This window comes from Nonomuraea basaltis, from assembly GCF_005893125.1.
In the GTDB taxonomy this organism is placed as follows: Bacteria; Actinomycetota; Actinomycetes; order Streptosporangiales; family Streptosporangiaceae; genus Nonomuraea; species Nonomuraea basaltis.
In genome coordinates this window covers 62,023-77,464 of sequence record NZ_VCJS01000003.1, presented here as the reverse complement: position 1 = coordinate 77,464, position 15,442 = coordinate 62,023, and the positions used below count along the sequence as shown (strand labels likewise).

Sequence of the window (15,442 nt, the reverse complement as noted above, 5' to 3'; positions counted from 1 at the left end):
AAGGTTGGAGACCCAACGGATACGTCGCAGCTTGTTCGACGTTATCCCGTCGTCGTACGGTTACGTGCGTGACTACGCCGCTGCTTCCCGACCCAGATCCGAGGCGGCGGGACTATGTGATCATTTCCGTCGACGACCATCTGATCGAGCCTCCCGACCTCTTCGAGGGACGGCTGCCGGAGAAATATGCCGAGGTCGCGCCCAAGGTCGTGGAGACCGAGGCGGGTCATCAGGTCTGGCGCTACGGCGGGGCCACCTACCCGTGCGCCGGCATGGACGTGGGCGCCGGCCTGCCCCGCGAGCAGTGGACACTGGAGCCGGTCAGGTTCGAGCAGATGCGTCCCGGCTGCCACGACATCGAGGCCCGCGTTCAGGACATGGAGGTGGCCGGCATCTGGGCCGCGCTGTGCTTCCCCGGCATGCTGGCCACCCAGGCGGGCATGCCGTTCGCCAGGACCCGTGATCAGGAGCTCGGCCTGGCCCTGATCAGGGCGTGGAACGACTGGCACATCGACGTCTGGGCGGGCACCTACCCTGAGCGGATCATCGGCCTGCAGCTCCCTTGGCTGCCCGATCCCGACGTGGCCGCCAAGGAGATCCGGGCCAACGCGGCCCGGGGCTTCAAGGCCGTCGTCTTCCCGGAGTTCCCGACCCGCCTGCGGCTGCCGTCGATCCACTCCGGCCACTGGGACCCGTTCTTCGCCGCCTGCGAGGAGACCGGCACCGTCGTCGCCCTGCACGCCGGCGACTCCTCCTGGTCACCCGTGCCCTCGCCGGACACGCCCATCGAGGCGATCACCACGCTGATGCCGGCCAGCGCCATGTTCGCCTGCGCCGACTGGCTCTGGTCGGGCCTGCCGCTGCGCTTCCCGGCGCTGCGCATCCTGATCGTCGAGGGCGGCGTGGGCTGGCTGCCGATGCTGGCCGAGCGCGCCGACTACGCCCTCGACCACCCGGTGGCCGGCGAGGCGTCGTGGGAGGGCGGGCTCAAGCCCAGCGAGGTGCTCCGCCGCAACTTCTTCTTCGGCACGCGCGACGACCACGCGCTGTCGGGGGTGCGGCTCGCGGTCGGGCTCGACCACGTGCTGCAGGAGAGCGGCTATCCGCACTCCGACTCGACCTGGCCCGACACGCAGACGTCGGTGGCCCGCAACCTCGGCGCGCTGCCGCCCGCCGACATCGCCAGGGTCGCGTACGGCAACGCGGCCCGCCTGTTCGGGCACCCGCTGCCGTCACGCGCCTGGCTGCGGATGGAGGAGATCTAGCCCTCTTCCTCGACGAGCCTGCCCTGCTCGACGAGTCTGCCCTGGATGACGGTGCGCTCGTGCTCGACGTAACGACCGCTCTCGCCGAGCAGCGAGGAAAGCAGCCACAGGAACACCCCGAAGTCGTCGGCCACGCCGACCAGGATCCAAAAGTCGGGCAGGACGTCGATCGGGGACAGGATGTAGACCACGCCGAGGCCCAGCAGGGCGAGCTTGCTCCTGCCCATGCCGGCGTACTGGCCGCGCATGACCGCGCCGACCATGCGCGGGATCGCCCGCACCCTGGTCATCAAGCCAGGCGACCCAGGCTTGGTCACCTCGCGGTAGGTCCGCCACGCCGCCGCTGCCCGTGTTGCCTTTGCCATCATGTCGCTCCCCCTACCCCCGGCTCTTCACGACATAACGCGTCGCCGGGGTGAGGGGTTCCTGCCGATCATCACATCGCCGGGTGCTCGAACGGCCTGGCCCGCTCGATCTGCGCCGCCACCCTGATCAGCAGGTCCTCCCTGCCGTTCGCGGCGACGAGCTGCACGCCCACCGGCAGTCCGGCCGCGTTCCTGTGCAGCGGCAGCGAGATGGCGGGCTGCCCGGTCGCGTTGATCGGCGAGGTGTACGACACGGCGTGCGCGGTCCTGCCGAAGGCGATGCTGAGGTCCTCGGGCGGGATCCAGCCGAGCGGGAACGGCGCGACACCCAGCGACGGCATCAGCAGCAGGTCGTGGCCGGCGCTCCACCACGCGGCCATGCGGCGGCGGAAGCCGTCCATCCATTGGGTGGCCTGGATGTGCTCGGCCGCGCTGTGCGCCCGCCCGGCGCCGACCATGGCGGCATTGCGCGGCTCCAGCTCCTCCGGCTCGACGGGCTTGCCGCAGGTCTCGCCCAGGCTCGCGACCTGCGCGGCCAGGTTGTTGGCCACGATCGCGCCGAAGTGCCCGGAGAAGTCCGGGTCGCCGAGCGCCTGGGGGCCGCCGGGCGTCACGTCGTGGCCGAGCGACTCCAGCAGCGCAGCGGCCCTGGCGACGGCCTCGGCCAGGTCGGGCACTTCGGGCACGTCGCCCCTCGGGTGCGTGGTGACGTACCCGATGCGCAGCCGCCCGGGAGCTTTGCCGGCCTCGGCGGCCAGCGGGCCCGGCAGCGCGGGCGCGTCGTACGGGTCGCCGGGCTGGAAGCCGGAGACGACGTCGAGCGCCGCCGCCGTGTCCCGCACGGTCCTGGTGACGAATCCCGGGCACGAGAAGCCGCTCCAGCCCTCGCCCGCCCCCGCGACGGCTTGAGCCCCACGAGCCCGCACAGGGACGCGGGGATGCGGATCGACCCGCCGCCGTCGCTGGCGGTGGCCAGCGCGACCATCCCCGCCGCCACCGCCGCGGCCGAGCCGCCGCTGGACCCGCCCGCCGAGTACGCCGGATCGTACGGGTTCCGCGTCGGCCCGAACGCCACCGGCTCCGTCGTGATCGTGCTGCCGAACTCGGGGGTGTTCGTCCGCCCGAGCACCACGAACCCGGCCTCGCGCAGCCGCGTGACCCCGTAGCCGTCCTCGGTGACCTCGACGCCCTCCCGCACGTTCGAGCCCGCGCTGTACGGCTCGCCCGCCTGCCGCCAGCCGAGGTCCTTCAGCAGGATCGGCACGCCCGCGAAAGGCGCGCCGGCGGGAACGGCGGCGATCTCGGCCAGCGCGCGCTCGAATCGGCGGTAGATGACCGCGTTCAGCTCGCCGTCACGGGCCTCGATGGTGGCGATCGCGGCCTGGGCCAGTTCCCGCGCGGACACCTGGCCGTCCCTGATCGCCTGTGCCTGCCCGACCGCGTCAAGCTTCAGTAACTCGTCCATGCGCTACTCCTTCGGAGCGAGGTCCCGTACAGCCTGCTCGATGGGGATCTCCCCGCCCGGGATGGGGGCGAGGATGGGGGTGTCGAGCCCGTTGTCCACGTACTGCCGGATCCTGGCCCGGCAGGCGGCCGCGTCGCCGTGCACGATCAGCGCGTCCACCACGTCGTCGGGGATGGCCTTGAGCGCCGCCTGCCGGTCGCCGGCCGCCCACGCCTCGTGCATGGGACGCAGCACCTCGCCGCGGCCCAGCCAGTCGTGGAACGCGGCGTACACCGGGACGGTCAGGTAACTGGCGAGCATCCACCTGGCCATCTCGCGTACCTTCTCGGTGTCCTCGCTCACGCAGACGAACAGGCGGGCGATCAGCTCGGTGTCCGGGCCGATCTCGGCGCGTACCCGGCGCACGTCCTCGGGGGAGAGCCAGTTCGTGATCGCGCCGTCGGCCTCCTCGGCGGCCAGGCGCAGCATCCGGGGGCGCAGCGCGGCCAGCACGATCTTCGGCGGGATCTTCGGGGCCCGCTCCAGCTTGAACCCCTTGATCTCGAACGTCTCGTACGTCTCCGAGACCTTCTCCCCCGCCAGCGCCCGCTTCAGGAAACGCAGGGTGTCGCGGGTGCGCGCGTACGGCTTGGTGAACTCACCGGCGTTCCACCGCTCGACGATCGCCGGCGACGACGCGCCGATGCCCAGCACGAACCGCCCGGGCGCCAGGTCTGCCACCGTGGCCGCGGACATGGCCAGCAGCCCGGGGCCGCGCGTGGAGACGGGCACGATGGCGCTGCCCAGCCTGATCCCCGGAGCCCACTGCGCGGCCAGGGCCAGCGGCGTGAAGCCGTCGGCCCCGTTCACCTCGGCCGACCAGGCGTCGGTGTAGCCGAGTCCCGGCAGTTCCGCGATCAGCTCCTGGGACCTCGACAGCGAGCGGTCATAGAAGGGGATCGTCATGCCCCAGTTCTGCGTCATCGGCGGCCTCCCAGGTAATGGTCAATACGGCCGACCATGGGTGCGCGGTTGGCCGCTGGCGCGGCCGACCATAGGTGCGAGCCTCGCTCCTCATCGTCGGACGCTGAACGCGTCCGACGATACCAACCGGGCGGTATGTTGCCCTATGCCCGTAGCTCGTGGACCGCGGCGATGAAGTCCTTCGTGATCCCCTGCAGCCCAGGCAGGTGCGACAGCCCGACCAGCCGGTCCACCAGCGGCACCGTGACCTCGATCAGCCGGTACGTCCGCACGCAGCCCGGCGACGTGTCGTGCACCCAGAACAGCACCATGCCCATGGAGAGCAGCCACAGCAGCTCAGGCAGCTCCTCCCGCAGCTCCGCGTTCATGCGGTCGCGCGACCCCTCGACGACCTGGCGGTAGATGGCGATGGACGCCTCGCGGGCCGGGGACGACTGCTTGCTGAAGGGGCTCAGGGGGTTCGTCGGCTCGGCCGCGTGCTTGAAAAACTTCACGGCGAACTCGTGGTAGGGCTCGGAGACGCGTACCCACTCGCACAGCACCCCGCTCAGCCGCGCCGCGAACGACGTCTCGGTGGCCAGGAACTCCCGGCAGGCCGCCTCGTGCTCGGCCTGGGCGCGATCGTAGTACGCCTGGATCAACGCCTCTTTGCTCTCGAAGTAGTAGTAGGCGTTGCCCACGGACACCCCGGCCTCGGCGGCGATGGCGCGCATCGTGGTCGCGTCGAAGCCGCGCTCCCTGAACAGTCGCAAGGCCGTCTCGACGATGACCTCTCGGGTGCTCTCCGATCCTCGGTTTCGGGCTTCGGACACGTTCGTCACTTTACGTCGGGAAACGAGGTTAAGTCATGAAGCCGCACGGTGATCACCGCCACAAGGCAAAGTTGCCCTCGCAGCAGGAGTTAGCGCGTGTGAAAGGTGGGATTGTCGTTTCAGGCGGAAGGGCTATTTCCGCGAAAAGGCATCGACATGTGGATACGTGGAACAGTGCGCCTCACTGGAGTCGCGCTCCTCGGCATAGAGATCAGCATAATCGCACTGGCTTCGGCCGCCTCGGCTGCTACCGGCCCCGAAGGGCAGCCGGCGACGAGCAGCCTGTATGAGGCCGGGCTCTACCACGGGCCGGCGCCGGCCAGGCACGCCGCCATGATGGAGGCCCTCTCGGACTCGCTGGGCCTGCGCATGGCCGAGGGCTGGCCCCTCGAGCGGCTCCTGGCGGCCCGGGAGTACCCGCCGGCCATACCAGGCGACTGGCCGCCGGCTGCCCCTCAGAACGTGGGACAACCGCCGGCCGGCATCGCGACTCAGACCCCTCCCGAGTCCGACATGACCGCCCAGGCCCCCTCCGAGCCTGCCACGGCCCTCCTGCCCAGCCCAGAGTCCGGCACGACCCCCCGGACCAGCGCAGAGTCCGGCACGGCCGCCCAGACACCCTCCGAGTCCGGCACGGCCCTCCAGACCAGCCCTGAGTCCGGCACGGTCGTCCAGACCCGCCCGGAATCCGACGGGGCCGCCCAGGCTCCGTCCGAGTCTGACCGAGCCACCCATGGCCGGCTCGAGCCCGGCACGGCCACCGAGAAGCGGCCTCCGGCCGGTACGGCCGCCCGGACGCGGTCGCGTAAGGACGTGGCCCGGTCCCGGACGCGGGCGGCGGGGGGCCGCAAGGCGGTGGCGAACCGGGCGGAGGTCAAGGCGCTCCCGAGGCCCATGCGTACCGGCGCGGTGCGGACGCCCCAGACACGGCACCACCCGGCCCGCAAGCGCGCACGGGTCGATCTGACCCGCGTCGTGCCCCGGCAGGCCGCCGTGCCGATGTCCCACGCCACCGCGGCCGGCTGGCTGAAGAGCGCGGGCCTGCGGACGAGGTCCACCGGCCACTGCACGAGCAAGCACCTGCACCACTGCACGTCGCTCGACTCGGTGCGGACCGGCACGATCGCCCGCGTCATCGAGCTGAAGCGCGAGAGCCACTGTCCGATCATGGTCACCGGCGGGACCGAGGCAGGCCACGCGCCCGGCCATTACAGCCACGGCAACGGCTACAAGCTGGACATCAGCCACAATCCCTGCATCGATCGGTACATCACCAAGAACCACGACAGGGCCGGTGTCCGCAGCGACGGCGCCCCGCTCTACCGCTCTTCCTCAGGCACGACATTCGCCGACGAGAGCGACCACTGGGACATCCTCTTCCGGTGACAGAGCCCGCGGCACAACAAAGGTGGACGCCGCACGCAACGCACGGCGCCCACCCAGGTAACCGCTACAGCTCGGCAGCCACCAGCTCGGCGATCTCCGCCGCGTTGAGCGCCGCGCCCTTGCGCAGGTTGTCACCACACACGAACAGGTCGAGCGTGTTGGGGAAGTCGATCGCCTGGCGAACGCGCCCCACGTAGGTCGGGTCGGTGCCCACCACGTCGAGAGGCGTCGGGAACACCCCGTTGGCCGGGTCGTCCACGAGGACCACCGTCGGCGCCGCCTCCAGAACGCGGTGCGCGTCGGCGACCGTGATCTCGCGCTCGAACCGCGCGTGCACGGCCAGCGAGTGCGTCGTGATCACCGGCACGCGTACGCAGGTCGCGGAGACCTTCAGGTCCGGGATGCCGAGGATCTTGCGGGACTCGTTGCGGAGCTTGAGCTCCTCGGAGGCCCAGCCACCGTCCTTGTAGGAGCCGGCCCACGGCACCACGTTGAACGCGATGGGCGCGGGGAACGGCGACTCCTCGGGCAGCTTGTTGGCCAGCACCTTGCGTACGTCGCCCGCCGCCTGACCGATCGAACGGTCCCCGGCCAGCGCCTCGACCTCGTCGTAGAGCCGGGCCGAGCCCGCCACGCCGGCGCCCGACACCGCCTGGTAGGAGGCCACGACGAGCTCCGTGAGCGTGAACTCGGCGTGCAGCGCGCCCATGGCCGCCATCATCGACAGCGTCGTGCAGTTGGGCGTCGAGATGATGCCCCGCGGCCGGGTGCGCGCGTCGAGCGGGTTGACCTCGGGCACGACCAGCGGCACGTCGGGCTCCATCCGGAACGTGCCGGACTTGTCGATCGCTATCGCGCCGCGCTCGGCCGCGATCGGCACCCACACGGCCGACACCTCGTCGGGCACGTCGAAGATGGCCACGTCGATGCCGTCGAACACCTCGGGTGCCAGGGCCTGGACGACGACGTCCTCCCCGCGCACCCGGAGCACCTTGCCCGCCGAGCGGGGCGAGGCGACGAGACGGATCTCCCCCCAGATGTCCTCACGCGACGAGACGATGTCCCGCATGACGGTGCCCACGGCGCCGGTGGCACCGATCAGGGCGAGATTCGGCCTGCTCATCGTCCTGTACCTCCATACACCACGGCTTCAACCTGGTCGGCGTCGAGATCGAAGGCGCGGTGCGCGGCCGCCACGGCCGCGTCGACGCCGTCCTGCCCGACGATCACAGAGATGCGGATCTCCGAGGTGGAGATCATCTCGATGTTGACCCCCGCGTCCGCGAGGGCCGCGAAGAACGTCGCCGTGACGCCGGGGTGCGAGCGCATGCCCGCGCCGATCAGCGACACCTTCCCGATCTGGTCGTCGAAGAGCAGCGACTCGTAGCCGATCTCGGCCTGGATCTTCTTCAGCGCCGCAAGCGCCGTCTGGGCGTCGGTCGTGGGCAGCGTGAAGGAGATGTCCGTGCGGCCCGTGGCCGCGGCCGAGACGTTCTGCACGATCATGTCAATGTTGATCTCGGCGTCGGCCAGCGTTTTGAAGATCGAGGCAGCCTCGCCGACCTTGTCGGGGACCCCGACAACAGTGATCTTGGCCTCGCTCCGGTCGTGTGCGACGCCGGAGATGATCGGCTGCTCCATCTCGGTTCCTTCGGTGTAAGGGTCGGAGACGACCCACGTGCCTTCCCTGGTGCTGAAAGAGCTGCGTACGTGAATCGGCAGGTGGAAGCGGCGAGCATACTCGACGCAGCGAAGGTGCAGGATCTTCGCGCCGCAGGCCGCCATCTCCATCATCTCGTCATAGGAGATCCTGGGGATCTGGCGCGCCGCCGGCACGATGCGCGGGTCGGCGGTGAAGATGCCGTCGACGTCGGTGTAGATCTCGCACACGTCGGCCTCGAGCGCCGCCGCCAGCGCCACCGCGGTGGTGTCGGAGCCGCCCCGGCCCAGCGTGGTGATGTCCTTGGTGTCCTGGGAGACCCCCTGGAACCCGGCCACGATCGCGATGTGGGCCTGGTCGATCGCCTCGCGGATGCGGCTGGGCGTCACGTCGATGATGCGCGCCTTGCCATGCGTGGAGTCGGTGATCACACCTGCCTGCGAGCCGGTGAACGAGCGGGCCTCGTGGCCGAGATTGGCGATCGCCATCGCAAGCAGGGCCATCGAGATGCGCTCGCCCGAGGTCAGCAGCATGTCCAGCTCGCGGCCCGGAGGCAGCGGCGACACCTGCTCGGCCAGATCGAGCAGCTCGTCCGTCGTGTCGCCCATCGCGGAGACGATCACGACCACGTCGTTGCCGGCTTTTTTCGTCGCGACGATCCGCTGCGCGACCCGCTTGATGCAGGACGCGTCGGCGACGGACGAACCACCGTACTTTTGCACAACGAGCGCCACGAGAGTCTCCCGGTCTGGACTGTGAGGTGCCAGTCTACTTGGGGCCTCTCATGCGCCTGATGGCTCATACCACTATGTGGATGATCATCAGACCGTGGTGGTCTCCTCGGCCACGTCGAGGCGCGAGTGCGCAGCCAGGGCCTGGAGCGCGCGCATCGCGGCACCCGCGTGGTTGCCCCAGGTGTTGAAGTAGGAGTATTGCCACCACCACAGCGCCTCGTGGGGACGGCCGGCGTGGTAGTGGCGCAGCCCGTGGATGAGGTCGGCGGCGACCGCGGTCAGGTCGTCGGACAGCCGGTAGGGGGTGACGCCGGTGTCCTTGTAGGGGTCGAACACCTCCGCGTAGTCGTCGACCGGCCCGAGCAGCTCGGCCAGCGCGGTGCGCACGCCGTCGATGTCGGGGTCCTCGCTCATCGGCGGCTCGTAGTTGCCGGCCAGGATCACGTCCCTGTTCGCGCCGAGCTTGGCGCCGGCCAGGCTCACCTGTGCGACCTCCACCAGCAGCAACGACCAGATGGCGTCGCCGCCTTCGCCGCCGGCGACCCTGGTCAGGCCGTCCACGTAGTTCTGCGCGTGCCCGGAGATCTCTTCCGCCAGAGCGCTCCACTGGTCAGACATCCAGCAGCCTCCGTCCTTCGAACGCGCGGCCCAAGGTCACCTCGTCGGCGTATTCGAGGTCACCGCCAACAGGCAGACCGCTGGCCAGTCGTGTCACTTTGATACCCATCGGCTTCACCAGACGGGCGAGGTAGGTAGCCGTCGCCTCTCCCTCGAGATTGGGATCTGTGGCGATGATGAGCTCGGTGACCCGGCCGTCGGCCAGGCGTGTCATGAGCTCGCGAATGCGCAGGTCTTCGGGGCCGATGCCGTCGATCGGGCTGATCGCGCCGCCGAGCACGTGGTAGGTGCCGCGGAACTCGCGGGTCTTCTCGATCGCCACGACGTCCTTCGACTCCTCGACCACGCAGATCACATGCGTGTCGCGGCGGGTGTCGCGGCAGATGCGGCACTCCTCCTCGGCGGCCACGTTTCCGCACACCCGGCAGAAGCGGACCTTCTCCTTGACCTCCAGCAACGCGTGGGCCAGCCGCTTGACGTCGGCTGGATCGGCCGCCAGCAGGTGGAACGCGATCCGCTGCGCGCTCTTGGGACCGACGCCGGGCAGCAGCCCCAGCTCGTCGATCAGGTTCTGGACGACCCCTTCGTACATACCTAGAATCCTGGCAACTGTCCGAGGCCGCCGCCACCCAGCCCCTGCGCCAGCGGGCCGAGTTTCTCCTGCTGCAGGTCGGCGGCCGCGCGCACGGCGTCGCGGACGGCCGCGATCACCAGGTCGGCGATCGTCTCGGCGGTCTCCTGCGCGTCCCCGGCGTCGATCACGCTCGGGTCGATCTTGAGTTCGAGCAGCTCGCCCGAGCCGTTGACGACGGCCGTGACCAGGCCGCCGCCTGATGAGCCCTCGATCTGCGCATCGTTGAGCTCCTGCTGGGCGCTCACAAGCTGCTGCTGCATGAGCTGTGCCTGCTCCAGCAGCTGCTGCAGGTTGACATCCCCTGGGTTCACCGTCGTGCGCTCCTCGTGGCTCCGCGTTCTTGACTGCCACGAGCCTACGGTGTTTGGGCGGCGACATGTACTGGGAGCGTCCCCATGTTTCGTCGCCCGCCGCCGTCCGGCGCCCGGTACGCCGCATGGGGCGGGTGTTTCCCCCGTCGATTGTCATGTGGGGCCGATGTTCCTGCCTGCCGTGGACCGGCGGTTTCCCACCCCCGTGAGACCGCCGGGCCTGATCTTGCATGTGCGATTTGGCCGGGTCCCGGCCCCCCTCCAGCGTCCGGGACCCGGCCATCACGCCGACGGAGCGGCCGCACCACGCCGACGCGTTGAGCCAGCACGCTAGCCAAGGCAACGTTGCACACAGGTTGCGTTCATTCAAACACCCTCCGCAATCCCCCGAACAGGTTGCGCAGATCGGCCGTAAGGCGGATGCTCTAGATGACTACTTGGAGTGACCAATGAGTTACGCCCATCTCGATGCGTACTCCCGCCTTCTACGCGGAGCGCACGAAGCCGCGGCGACAGGCCGGGTTTGGCCAGAGTCGCCCCGCAGCCTGATCGAGGCCTCCTGGCGCCGCTCCCTGGCGGCGGGGATCGACCTGGAGGGCACGAGCGCGCCTCTGGTCTACGACCCGGCGTACATCGAGGACATCCGCCGGGAGCATCCGCTGAAGCCCCTGCTGCCGATCCTCGCCGAGACGCTCTCCGGCCTGGCCAGCGAGACCGGCCACGTCATGATCGTCACGGATGGTCACGGCAGGGTGCTGTGGCGCGAGGGCGGCAACGTGATCCTGCGCCGCGCCGACCAGATCGGTCTCGCCGACGGCCACCAGTGGGCCGAGGGCAACGTCGGCACCAACGGCATCGGCACCGCGCTCGCGACCGGCCGCCCGGTGCACGTCTACTCGGAGGAGCACCTGATGCGCGTGCTGCACGTCTGGTCGTGCAGCGCCGCTCCGATCACCGACCCGGATTCGGGCCGGGTCATCGGCTGCGTCGACGTCAGCGGCACCGCCCGCAGCCTGCACCCCGCCACCGTCGCCCTGGTCGGCGCCGCGGCCAAGCTCGCCGAGACCCAGCTCGCGGTGCGGATGCACGAACGCGACGAGCGCCTGCGCCGCCGTTACGAATCCCTGCGCGGCCGGCCCGGCATCCTGCTCTCCCCCACCGGCCGCGTCATCTCCGGCGACCCGTCAGGCCGCCTGGGCGCACGCGTCCCCCTCTGGGACGACCCGGACGTGCCCGACGATCGGCTCCAGTTGCCCGCTGCCGATCCAGCCGAGCGCCTTCGCCTGTCCGGGCAGCGCATGATCCTGCGCGACGGGACGGTCGGTCTGCTGGAGCCGTTCTCCGGCGGCTACCTGCTGCGTACCGTGCCGACCGCGACGCCCGCCGCCCTCACCCTCTCGTTCCTCGGCGAGGGCCCGCCCTCCGTCTCCCTCGGAGACCGCTCCCTTGCGGACCGCCCCCTTGCGGACCGCCCCCTTGCGGACCGCTCCCTTGGGGACCGCGACCGGCCGCTGTCGCTCCGGCACGCGGAGATCCTCGCCCTTCTCGCCCTGCACCAGCACGGGCTGACGGCCGAGCAGCTGTCCTTCCACCTGTACGGCGACGCCGGCAACCCCGTGACGATCAGGGCGGAGATCCACCGGCTGCGTGCCCAGCTCGGGAACGCGATCGCCGCGAAGCCGTACCGGCTGGCCTGTCCGATCGAAGCCGACTTCCTCGCCGTGCGCCGCCATCTCACGGCGGCTGACCCGGCCGCGCTGGCACGCGCGTACACCGGGCCGCTGCTGCCGCGCTCGGAGTCCCCGGAGATCCGGCGCGCGCGGGACGAGCTCGAGGCCCAGGTCCGCGCCTGCCTCCTGCGCCACGGCTCTCCTGAGCACCTGTGGGCGTACGCGCAGACCACCAACGGGCGCGACGACTACGAAGTCCTCGAACGCCTCGCCGCCCTTCCCGCGACCGACTCCCGCTCCGCCGCCGCTCGCGCCCGCCTTCTCCCCTGACGCCGACCCCTCCAACGTTCTCGGGGTGGGTTTTCTTGTTTTACGGCGGGGCCGAGGAGAGCGCCTCCCGCCGTCGTCACGACCGCCCGTCGGTTCAGCGCCCCTCGGGCGCACGTGCCAAGACCGTAACGTCGCACGTTGCCCCCTGAATGGCTATGTCGCACCTCGGGCACCGTCTGCACCTGGGTTCTCATTCGGAGGCCATCCGCTGACGCGGCTGCTCGTGGTCAAGGGCCGTCCGCGACTGTGGTCAGACGCCTGAGGTCGCCAATCGCCGGTGGCTCCGGTGGATGCAACGGTCGAGTGGGCGGACGGACGGCGCGTCGTGCGTTATGTGTGGTTGATCTCGCCGATTACCCGGGCGCCGAGCTCCCGCTCAAGGAGCGCCATGCCGGAGACCGCGCCCACGTCGGCGTCCGCGTCGTTCAAGGGGTCGACCTCGTCGGAGTCTGGGCCCTTGTTGCGGCCGGGGACCGCGTCCGGCCAGGCCGCGGCGCCGCCTCGGGAGGATGAGGCACGCGGCCCTGCCTGGGCGGCGGCCTTCGCCGCCGATCTCGCGGCGGCCAGGCCCGCGCCCGCCAGTCCGCCCGCCGGGGGCGCGGCGGCATGCTGTGCGGCGGCCACGGTTCGCGTGGGGTCGGGGGTCGGCGGGGCGGCCGGACTCGGATCGTCAGGGGCGTCGGGCCAGGACTCGTCCGTGGTCTGGTGTCCTGGCGGCGCGGCCGGAGGCTGCCCGGGGTCCTGGGCACTCTGGTCGTCTTGGGAGGCGCCGTGTGACGCCGTACGCCCTTGGGAGTGAGCCGACATGCCCTGAGCGGCGGCATGCGTGCCCTGAGGGCTGGTCGTCGTGCCCTGGCCGCCTGGAGAGGCGGGGGCTCCGTGTGCGGGCGGCTGCGGCGGACGGCTACGGGAGGCCTGCGGGGCCGGGGCGCCGCCGACGACCGCCTCGACGCGCCAGGTGCCGCCGAGCACGTCGCTGAGCGCGCTGGCCACGACGGCGTCCTTGCCGCCGCCCGTGAAGTTCTTCATGGCGCCGACCTGGGTGAAGCCGAGCGTGACCAGGTTGCCTTCCATGCCGACCACCTGGGCGTTGGTGCTCACGTTGGCCCAGACCACGATGCTGCGTTGCTTGAGCGCGGCCAGCACGGCAGGCCACTGCTGCTGCATGGAGCCCGGACCGGCAACCCCGCCGCCGCCCGGAGGAGACTGCGTACCACCGCCGGAAGACGCCTGAGAGCCGGGTGCCGCCGAACTGCCGCCGCCCCCTGAGGAAGGAGCGGCCGCCGCCGGGGCTGGAGCGCCGGGGCGGGCAGGCTCCGGCCAGTCGTCCCCACCCGCCGAAGCAGCGGCATGAGACTGAGCCGGCTGAGCATTGGCGTGAGTCGGAGCCGTGGGAGCGTTGTGGCCGCCTGCGGAATCGGTCACCGGACCGCCCTGGGGCTGGACTCCTCCGGCGCGAGCCGCCTGCTCGGCGCCGGGAGCATGGCCGGACGGCGCGGCGGACTGGCTGGCCATGCCCGGGCGGGGAATGGTCACCGAGCCGGGAGCAGGGGCGGCGGGCGTACCGGACGAGGCTCGGGCGGCCATCTGGGCGACGGCGCCGCCCCGTTCCAGGCGTTCGAGGCGGGCGAGCAGGGCGTCCTCACCCTGCGAGGCGCCGGGAAGAAGGACGCGGGCGCACATCAGCTCGAGCAGCAGCCGCGGCGACGTCGCGCCGCGCATCTCGGTGAGGCCGGCGTTGAAGATCTCAGCCGCCCGCGTCAGCTCGGCGGGCCCCATCGAGGACGCCTGCTGGACGAGGCGCTCCAGCTCGTCGGCGGGCCGGTCGAGCAGGCCGCTGGAGGCGGCCTCGGGGACGTTCGCCAGGATCACCAGGTCGCGGAAGCGCTCGAGCAGGTCGGAGGCGAAGCGGCGGGGGTCGTGGCCGCCTTCGATGACCCGGTTGACCGTGTGGAACACCTGGCCGCCGTCGCGGGCCGCGAACGCGTTGACGACCTCGTCGAGCAGGTCGCCGTCGGTGTAACCGAGCAGGGAGACGGCCTTGGCGTAGGTGATGCCGTCGTCATCCGCCCCGGCGAGCAGCTGGTCAAGGATCGACAGCGAGTCCCGCGCGGAGCCGGCGCCGGCGCGTACGACCAAGGGCAGCGCGGTCGGCTCGAAGGGGACGTTCTCGGAGTTGAGGATCTCTTCCAGCAGTGCCCGGAGCGTCGCGGGCGGCATCAGCCTGAACGGGTAGTGGTGCGTACGCGACTTGATCGTGCCGATGACCTTTTCCGGCTCGGTCGTCGCGAAGATGAACTTCAGGTGCGACGGGGGCTCCTCGACGAGCTTGAGCAGCGCGTTGAACCCCTCGCGGGTCACCATGTGCGCCTCGTCGATGATGTAGATCTTGTAGCGCGCGGAGACGGGGGCGAAGAACGCCCGCTCGCGCAGGTCGCGCGCGTCGTCCACACCACCGTGCGAGGCTGCGTCGATCTCGATGACGTCGAGGTGGCCGGGGCCGGTGGGGGCGAGCGCGACGCACGACTCGCAGACGCCGCAGGGGTCGGGCGTCGGGCCTTGCTCGCAGTTGAGAGAGCGCGCCAGGATGCGCGCGCTGGAGGTCTTGCCACACCCTCGGGGGCCGCTGAACAGGTAGGCGTGATTGATGCGGCCCGTCCGCAGCGCCTGCCGCAGCGGGTCTGTGACGTGCTCCTGACCCTTGACCTCGGCGAAGGTCCCGGGTCGGTACTTGCGATAAAGCGCAAGGCTCATGCGACCATCCCGCCTGCGAGGGGGCTCCCAACGAAGAGACCCCCCGCACACCCGCCAGAGCCCGCTTATCCTTGCTGCCTTCCGGCCCTGGGGAGGTTCACAGGATGACGCCGCGCGAGGGGTCCGTGGACAGTCTAACCGGCTGCGGCAGTGCTCGCTCCACGCTCGCCCCATCAGTGGACCCGAAAAAAACGTGGTCTCCACACACCCGCGAGTCCGGTAAGCTCAACGGCGGAGGATTCGCCTAGTGGCCGAGGGCGCACGCTTGGAAAGCGTGTAAGGGGCAACCCTTCAGGAGTTCAAATCTCCTATCCTCCGCCAGCCCAGAGGGGTCGTACCGAGATGATCGGTACGACCCCTCTGGCTTTGGGTCTCAGTTCTGCTTCACCAGGCGCTCAGACCTGCCCGGGGAGTACGGCTCGTGGTCCACCGTCTATGACCGGTTCCGGTCGTGGGCCGCCACGGGCGTCTTCCA

Annotated in this window: 13 protein-coding genes, 1 tRNA gene, 1 other RNA gene and 1 pseudogene; 4 read left to right on the top strand and 12 right to left on the bottom strand. The window is 70.6% G+C overall.

What is annotated here, in order from left to right; genetic code table 11:
* The first annotated feature begins 68 nt into the window (after window positions 1–68).
* Window positions 69–1,265: an amidohydrolase family protein gene (locus EJK15_RS02015; protein WP_138708606.1), complete on the top strand. Its 1,197-nt coding sequence runs from the start codon at window positions 69–71 to the stop codon at window positions 1,263–1,265.
* Here EJK15_RS02015 and EJK15_RS02010 read toward each other — a convergent pair.
* The 5 genes and pseudogenes from EJK15_RS02010 to EJK15_RS01995 all read right to left on the bottom strand — a co-directional run bounded on the left by EJK15_RS02010 (window position 1,262) and on the right by EJK15_RS01995 (window position 4,870).
* Window positions 1,262–1,555: a YkvA family protein gene (locus EJK15_RS02010; protein WP_240776710.1), complete on the bottom strand. Its 294-nt coding sequence runs from the start codon at window positions 1,553–1,555 to the stop codon at window positions 1,262–1,264. The two genes, EJK15_RS02015 and EJK15_RS02010, sit on opposite strands and share 4 nt — an antisense overlap.
* Before the next feature lie 146 nt (window positions 1,556–1,701).
* Complete coding sequence (locus EJK15_RS72550; RefSeq protein WP_206060603.1) at window positions 1,702–2,556, bottom strand: amidase family protein; 855 nt, start codon at window positions 2,554–2,556, stop codon at window positions 1,702–1,704.
* Between the two features lie 23 nt (window positions 2,557–2,579).
* Window positions 2,580–3,095: pseudogene (locus EJK15_RS77375) on the bottom strand (amidase family protein); the annotation flags it as partial.
* Window positions 3,096–3,098: 3 nt separating this feature from the next.
* Complete coding sequence (locus tag EJK15_RS02000) at window positions 3,099–4,058, bottom strand: LLM class F420-dependent oxidoreductase (protein ID WP_138708605.1); 960 nt, start codon at window positions 4,056–4,058, stop codon at window positions 3,099–3,101.
* Between the two features lie 143 nt (window positions 4,059–4,201).
* Entirely contained in the window at window positions 4,202–4,870 is a 669-nt protein-coding gene (locus tag EJK15_RS01995) for a TetR/AcrR family transcriptional regulator (RefSeq protein WP_171074049.1), read from the bottom strand.
* A 174-nt stretch (window positions 4,871–5,044) separates the two neighbouring features.
* Between EJK15_RS01995 and EJK15_RS01990 the strand changes: the two genes are divergently transcribed.
* Complete coding sequence (locus EJK15_RS01990) at window positions 5,045–6,256, top strand: hypothetical protein (protein WP_138708604.1); 1,212 nt, start codon at window positions 5,045–5,047, stop codon at window positions 6,254–6,256.
* A gap of 64 nt (window positions 6,257–6,320) precedes the next feature.
* On the opposite strand, the gene EJK15_RS01985 is transcribed toward EJK15_RS01990, so the two are convergent.
* From EJK15_RS01985 to EJK15_RS01965, 5 genes are all read right to left on the bottom strand, one after another.
* A complete protein-coding gene (locus EJK15_RS01985; RefSeq protein ID WP_138708603.1) occupies window positions 6,321–7,379 on the bottom strand; it encodes an aspartate-semialdehyde dehydrogenase in 1,059 nt (352 codons plus the stop codon).
* Window positions 7,376–8,650, bottom strand: a complete 1,275-nt coding sequence (locus EJK15_RS01980; RefSeq protein WP_138708602.1) for an aspartate kinase — start codon at window positions 8,648–8,650, stop codon at window positions 7,376–7,378. Before EJK15_RS01980 ends, EJK15_RS01985 begins: the two co-directional genes overlap by 4 nt.
* Before the next feature lie 87 nt (window positions 8,651–8,737).
* Window positions 8,738–9,268 carry a DUF5063 domain-containing protein gene (locus tag EJK15_RS01975; protein WP_138708601.1) on the bottom strand — a complete coding sequence of 177 codons (531 nt, stop codon included), beginning with the start codon at window positions 9,266–9,268 and terminating at the stop codon, window positions 8,738–8,740.
* Window positions 9,261–9,860 carry a recombination mediator RecR gene (gene recR / locus EJK15_RS01970; protein ID WP_138708600.1) on the bottom strand — a complete coding sequence of 200 codons (600 nt, stop codon included), beginning with the start codon at window positions 9,858–9,860 and terminating at the stop codon, window positions 9,261–9,263. The genes EJK15_RS01975 and recR overlap by 8 nt, the downstream gene beginning before the upstream one ends.
* A 2-nt stretch (window positions 9,861–9,862) precedes the next feature.
* Window positions 9,863–10,213: a YbaB/EbfC family nucleoid-associated protein gene (locus tag EJK15_RS01965; RefSeq protein ID WP_171074048.1), complete on the bottom strand. Its 351-nt coding sequence runs from the start codon at window positions 10,211–10,213 to the stop codon at window positions 9,863–9,865.
* A gap of 449 nt (window positions 10,214–10,662) precedes the next feature.
* Here EJK15_RS01965 and EJK15_RS01960 point away from each other — a divergent pair, with 449 nt between their 5' ends.
* Complete coding sequence (locus tag EJK15_RS01960; RefSeq protein WP_138708599.1) at window positions 10,663–12,213, top strand: helix-turn-helix domain-containing protein; 1,551 nt, start codon at window positions 10,663–10,665, stop codon at window positions 12,211–12,213.
* Between the two features lie 330 nt (window positions 12,214–12,543).
* On the opposite strand, the gene EJK15_RS01955 is transcribed toward EJK15_RS01960, so the two are convergent.
* Together EJK15_RS01955 and ffs are read right to left on the bottom strand one after the other, a co-directional pair.
* Entirely contained in the window at window positions 12,544–14,967 is a 2,424-nt protein-coding gene (locus EJK15_RS01955) for a DNA polymerase III subunit gamma and tau (protein ID WP_138708598.1), read from the bottom strand.
* Between the two features lie 31 nt (window positions 14,968–14,998).
* Window positions 14,999–15,094: signal recognition particle sRNA small type (gene ffs, locus EJK15_RS01950), an RNA gene on the bottom strand.
* Window positions 15,095–15,200: 106 nt separating this feature from the next.
* On the opposite strand from ffs, the gene EJK15_RS01945 reads away from it, so the two are divergent.
* Window positions 15,201–15,288: transfer RNA gene (locus EJK15_RS01945), tRNA-Ser, on the top strand.
* The last annotated feature ends 154 nt before the right edge of the window (window positions 15,289–15,442 follow it).